The following is a 5,815-nucleotide window of genomic DNA, read 5'->3' as shown; positions in this document are numbered from 1 at the left end:
AAAAAAACGGGGATCCTTTATGCCAATAAAAATAGCCTAGTAGCTAATATTCTCAAAAATCGAAACCCTGTACCTTTAGCTAAGCATAATAATAAAAATCTAAAAAAATTAGGTGTGACTATACAAGGGCGCGCGCTGGATTGTTCAAAACAACGGATCTTTTTTGCTAATGACTATCAGGATAATGTGGATATTGTCATCTGGGCAATTGGCTATCGCGAAAACACTCAATGGCTAGAATTGCCTAACTGTATAGATAACAAGGAAATTATCCATGAATGCGGTATTACTCCAGAGCCTGGCTTCTATGTGATAGGACGAAAATGGCTGAGTTGTAGGGCTTCAGAGTTAGTTATGGGAGTTGAAAAGGATGTTACTTATGTCATAAAGCAGCTAAAAGAACAATTTTTTCAGTCAAAGGAATTAAGATGAAAACAGCAAATATTATTCCCTGGTTATTGAAATCGTCCGGCAGTCGGTGGTTGTTATTTATAACCATTATATTAACAATTATCTCTGCAGTCGGTTTAAAAAACATGGGGTTGTCGAGTGACTATAAAATATTTTTTGATAAAAATGACAATGATCTTATAGTATTAGAGTCTATAGAGAGCACTTATACCGCAACCGATAATGTATTTATTATGATCGCACCTATGCAAGGTGATATCTATAACCCAGCTACATTTAAACTTATTTACCAGCTAACACAGCAACTTTGGACAGTACCTTATGTCTCCAGAGTTGATTCATTAACTAACTTTCCTTATAGCAAAGCCGAAGCTGATGATATTGCTATCGAAGAGTTTATTTATGAACCTGAGCAGATAAATATCGAGCATATTGATTACATCAGAGGTGCAGCACAAGGTGAACGGGATCTTGTCGGCAGTCTTATTACCCGCGATGGTAAATTTACTGCAATTAATATCACCACATTAATGCCGGGCAAGGATCATAAATCTGAAATATTAGCCATCACAAATGCGATTGATCCTTTGTTAGAGCAATATAGAAGTGACTATCCTGAACACCAATTCTATGCGACAGGTATAGTGACCATGAATGGTGCTTTCTTCAAAGCAGCAAAACGAGATTTTGTCACCCTTATTCCAATAATGATCCTGTTCGTCATAGTGGCTGCCGGTATCATTTTAGGCTCAGCTCAAGCTGCAGCCAGTATATTTATGGTATTAATACTGTCTTTGTTAGGCGCACTGGGTTTAGCTGGTTGGTTAAGCATTAACTTATCGGCACCTTCGGTTTCCGCGCCTATTATCATGTTTACTGTTATTATTGCATCGTCTATTCACATTATTACCTATATCAAGCGGCAACTAATACTCGGCGAATCCCAATACAACGCAGTATTGAAATCTTATCAACATAATGCTAAGCCCATTATAGTGAGTCATATAACCACAATTATTGGCTTTGTCGCGATGAATGCCAGTGACTCACCACCCTTTAGAGATTTAGGTAATATCGTCGCCTTGGGAGTGATGTTTTCACTTATCTTATCTTTTACTTTGCTACCCGCCTTATTACTGAAAGTAAAGTTATCAGGTAAAGCAACTTATGCGAGTAAGATTTTCAATAACATGGAAGGCTTATCGAACTTCGTTATCACCAAACAAAAGTTTATTCTCTATCTATTAGTACCTTTCTCATTATTGTTTGCCAGCTTAAGCTTTCTAAACCAACCCAATGACGATCTAATTAAATATTTTAATAAATCAGTACCATTTCGTGCAGAAGCAGAAACCATAGATCAACACTTTTCTGGGTTATATAATATAGGTTATTCAATCTCCAGCAACAAAGACAATGGCATTTTCATGGTTGAATATTTACAATTTATCGAGCATTTTGATCGCTGGTTATTACAACAACCTGAGGTCGTAATAACTGATGGTCCATTACACCGAATTAAGCAACTCAACCGCCTGATGAATAGTGATAAACCTAATTACTATCGCATACCAGATAGTGCCACTATGGCAGCACAGCACTTTCTGCTTTATGAAATGTCTTTGCCCTTTGGTAAAGATGTTGGTAATCAGATCAGCTTTGACAAGTCTGCGCTTAAACTAACCGCCAGGCTTAAAAATACAGCATCAGTAGAGATGATTGCGTTTGAAAAGAAGGTCAATCAATGGTTACTGGACAATAAACCAGACTTTGTTACTTTTATCTATTCGAGCCCGTCGCTGATATTTTCTCATATAGGACAAAGTAACATCAGTAGCTTGCTCAAAGGTGCCTTAATGGCATTTATAGTGATATCGCTTGCATTAGCACTAGTATTCAGATCTGTTTATATCGGATTCCTAACCTTAATTCCAAACTTGATCCCCGTTGGTGCGGCATTTGGTTTTTGGTACTGTATTCAGGGTCAGATTTCAATGGGTTTAGCTGGAGTATCAGCAATGGCAATAGGCATCATTGTCGATGATACTGTGCATTTTCTTTATCAGTATATCAATGGCCTTAAACGAGGATTAACCCCTGAACAAAGCGTCAAGACAACCTTTGACAATACCATGAGTGCCATCGTTATTAGTTCAATATTGTTAGTGATAGGCTTTATGCTGTTGTCATCATCATCATTCGAAAAAAATGCACATATGGGCATGTTAACCAGCGGTACTATTCTTTTGGCTTTGATGTTTGATCTTATCGTATTACCCGCAATTGCAATGCGTTTTATTCGCAAAGTTCCAGCACGAATAGCCAAAAAACAATTTTCCTTAGAACAAGCAAAGTGAGTACAACATGATAATTAAACAATCAAGTGTTGCAATATTATTAGCCTGTGTAAGCAGTATATATTTTTCCACTGAATTACGAGCTGAAACAACAAGTGAACAACAAGGCTACAACATCGCTGCGGCAGTAGATAAAAAAGATAGTGGATTTGGCGATAGTAATGCAAAAATCTCAATGGTATTAACCAGTAAAATGGGAGAAAAAACAGTCAGACGGTTATGGCTAAAGATATTAGAGGATCAACAAAATGGCGACAAATCACTGGTAAAATTTGATTTTCCTGCAGATATCCGTGGTGTCTCTTTGTTGACTCATCCCATAAAATCCAGGTCTGATGAACAGTGGCTTTATCTACCGACAGTAAATCGCGTAAAACGTATATCCTCTCGTAATAAGTCTGGTGCATTTGTCGGCAGTGAATTTTCGTTTGAGGATATGACTAATAAAAACCTGGATGACTATAACTACAAATTTATCCGAACAGAGGCCTGTAGCCCTACAAGGGCCGAGATAAGGCAACTAGCAAACATTAAAATGCAACATACCCAGTTACAATATACTCAATGTGATGTGATCGAGCGCTATCCCGTTGATAAGCATTCAGGCTACACCAAACAGGTTGTATGGGTTGAAAAGACGGATCGAAAAATCACTCGGATCGACTATTATGATCGCAAGAAAACCTTGCTAAAAACATTCAAAACCAGTGAGTTTAAACTGTACAACGAAAAATATTGGCGCCCGACAATAGTCGAAATGAGTAACGTGCAAACAGGTAAAAAAACGTCCCTTGAATATAGCTCGATAACATTTACTAATGGTCTTTCTGAACGAGATTTTCATCGAAGCGCGTTAGGGAATTAAGATCCAATGAAAAAACACTCTAAAGATGCCAGTATATTTTCCTTGATCATAGGCATTGGTTTAAGCACCAATGCCGTATATGCGGAATCAATATTTGACTCTGTTAGTGTTGACCTTGCAGCAACTTCTCGCTTCTACCTACAAGATATGGACAGCAATGTTCAGACATTGCAAAACAATCAAGCTAAGCCCAGAAAATTATCTTATGGTTCAAGACTTGAGCTTAAATTCAATCATAAGTATCAAGATGTTAAATTCGGTGCAAGAATATTAGGTAATTGGGACAAGGTAGATATAGAGCGCCGTTATGTTGATATTCGTGAAGCCAGTGCATATAAAAGTTGGGATGACATTAGTGTCGGAGGAGGCATTGATACTTTTTTTTGGGGTGTTTCAGAGTCTATTAACCTCATCAATGTACTGAATCAGTCAGACGTTATAGCAAGCTTAGATGGCAAAGTAAAATTGGGACAAACTTTTGTTTCATTACATCATCGTATATTCAATGGCGATATTACTGTTTATTACTTACCGACTTTTCGTGAACGATCTTTTCCACAACGGCCATCCTTTGGTGGTCAAATTGTGCATACAAGTATTTTTGAAGATGATAAAAAGCGTGGAGGAATCGCAGCACGTGGCGTGTTTTATCACAACAATGTTGAGTTTTCTCTTGGTTACTTTAAAGGTACGAGGCGTGATCCACTATTCATCAAACTTAGCTCAAAGCAAGCCCAATTAATACCCTATTATCTGCAAACAGAAAACTACCTATTTGATGGGGTTTATTTAGGCACTGATGCTACTTATAAACTGGAAATAAAAACGGGTAAGGAACAAAGTAAAGGCTTTTTCGCCTCAAATATTGGCATCGAATACCCCATTTTTTCATTACCTACGATTTTGCAAGACCTAGTGCTAATCGCTGAATATGTATTTGATGATCGTGGCAACACGGTAGAATCACATGGTCAAAACGATATTTTTATCGGCACCAAATTTGAGCTGACAAGTAGCGGAAATACACAAGTTCGTTTCTTGTTTAGTTATGATTTTGATTATAAAAGTCAATACGCTGAAATAAGTTATCAATATAGAATTACCGACTATGTACGGATTAAAGCTAAAATGATGGGTGTACTGAAAGATTCAACCAATGATTTGCGATTACACCCATTAGCCAATGAAGAGTTTATTAAAATGAGTATTCATTACGCTTTTTAACTTAAATGTGAAAGTTTAATTCGTGAGGTTTGATGTTACTCAAAGTGAAGTTAACATTTTTATTACTAAAGCGTTTGGGTATGCATTAATCCACATACCTACTATATCTGTCATTATCGGTTTTTTTCAAGACTGTTGTCACCATTTAGTGTAAATTTAGGCCACTTATCGCTACTCCGGTACACTTCTGAATTTAAGGTGATAAGACCCAGCTCTGTACATATTTCGTCCACCGTAATGGATTCTGCTCTTTTGCTGCTGCCAACACGCGCCTACGACTGGCTAATATATTCCATCAATCCCTTGATTCCGCTCAGATGGTGTGACAAATATGATGCGACTATGTTTATGCTCATTGTTATACCAATTAACAAACGTATCTACTCAGTTGCTATTGAATTGAGTTGATATAATCTGAACATCCTAATTATGATCTTATTCAGACTAAAAGGACTATAAAGCGTACTAAGTGATCGTTAATACTTCTAAGTGAGTCTCAGATAATGCGACTAAAAACACAAACATTAAAGACATAAAAAAGCCCTAGCGACTATCATAGTTAGGGCTTTAAACTACTTATTTGCTATTACTCGTTAGCTCTCAGGGGTGGCTACCATTAATCTTGCTGCTCAAGCTTTTCAATTTCATTAGCAATAGCTTGTGGTGAGCCAGTATTACGACATAACCAGTAATACGCACCAGGCACGATAAATAAGGTAAATATACTGGCGAGTGATACGCCAGCAAAAATAACCACACCAATAACCATACGACTTTCTGCACCTGGACCAACAGCTAACACTAACGGAATAGCACTGGTTACCGTGGTAAACGTGGTCATCACAATAGGGCGTAGTCTTTGCTTAGAAGCATTAATTAAAGCCTCTTCAAAAGCAATGCCTTTGTCACGTAACTGGTTGGCAAATTCGACAATTAAAATACCATTTTTTGCCGCTAA

4 protein-coding genes and 1 pseudogene are annotated in these 5,815 nt (G+C 37.4%); 4 read left to right on the top strand and 1 reads right to left on the bottom strand.

All coding sequences use genetic code 11. From position 1 onward, the window contains the following. The 4 genes and pseudogenes from HRT50_RS17355 to HRT50_RS17340 all read left to right on the top strand — a co-directional run. Positions 1–432, top strand: a pseudogene (locus HRT50_RS17355) (hypothetical protein); the annotation flags it as partial. Then, positions 429–2,768, top strand: a complete 2,340-nt coding sequence (locus HRT50_RS17350) for an MMPL family transporter (protein WP_291616830.1) — start codon at positions 429–431, stop codon at positions 2,766–2,768. The pseudogene HRT50_RS17355 and the gene HRT50_RS17350, both read left to right, overlap by 4 nt. Positions 2,769–2,775: 7 nt before the next feature. Continuing rightward, complete coding sequence (locus HRT50_RS17345; RefSeq protein ID WP_291616828.1) at positions 2,776–3,633, top strand: outer membrane lipoprotein-sorting protein; 858 nt, start codon at positions 2,776–2,778, stop codon at positions 3,631–3,633. Between the two features lie 6 nt (positions 3,634–3,639). Beyond that, positions 3,640–4,857, top strand: coding sequence for a hypothetical protein (locus HRT50_RS17340; RefSeq protein WP_291616826.1), 1,218 nt, complete (start codon positions 3,640–3,642; stop codon positions 4,855–4,857). 616 nt (positions 4,858–5,473) lie between these two features. On the opposite strand, the gene HRT50_RS17335 is transcribed toward HRT50_RS17340, so the two are convergent. Beyond that, on the bottom strand, positions 5,474–5,815 hold a 342-nt coding region (locus HRT50_RS17335; RefSeq protein ID WP_291616824.1), incomplete at its 5' end, for an efflux RND transporter permease subunit.

The sequence above is a fragment of the Colwellia sp. genome (assembly GCF_013215345.1).
In the GTDB taxonomy this organism is placed as follows: domain Bacteria; phylum Pseudomonadota; class Gammaproteobacteria; order Enterobacterales; family Alteromonadaceae; genus Colwellia.
This window is presented reverse-complemented; position numbering and strand designations above follow the sequence as displayed.